This window comes from Vibrio sp. 1288 (assembly GCF_033344475.1).
The window spans coordinates 1-514 of sequence record NZ_JAWPOX010001144.1 but is presented as its reverse complement, the minus strand read 5'-3'; the positions used below and the strand labels follow the sequence as shown (position 1 = coordinate 514).

The window sequence follows — 514 nt, the reverse complement described above, 5'->3', positions numbered from 1 at the left end:
TTTTGAAAAAAGGTCACTTCATCGCTTGTCAGCGTGTACACCATGGCTGGCTTACCGCCTTTGCCTTTGTTGGTGGACGCGACTTTGTTGGTCGGCTTCAACACACCTGAGTCGATCAAACGGCGTTTAATGGTCATGCGGCTGATGTCGATGCCAAATTCTTGATATGCAGAAATGATGTCTGCGACCAAAAATTCTTTATCGAGTGCGAACAGCAGCACTGATGTGTACTCAATCGAAGCACGCAGTTTCTGCCATGCTTTTTCGATGGTTTTCTGGTGATCAAACGCTAGGGTTTCTTCCCCATTGAGGATCGCCTGCAATGGGAACCATTTGAGCTGACACTCGGGCACGCCAGCATTGTTGATTTGCTCGACGTTATTGCGGTCAACCAATGCGTAGTGGGTGATGTTTAAGCTCCAATCTTCCGGATCGCGCTTAGGATCACCGTCGATAAACGCTTCGCTGAAGTGACGAGGATAGGTATGAATCTTCTCGCGGCAAATGCGTCGGC

General features: G+C 49.0%; 1 protein-coding gene. It reads right to left on the bottom strand.

Going from position 1 to position 514, the window contains the following annotated elements; translation table 11 throughout:
* A partial coding sequence (locus R8O11_RS31350) for an NUDIX hydrolase (protein WP_318195409.1) occupies nt 1-514 on the bottom strand: 514 nt, incomplete at both ends.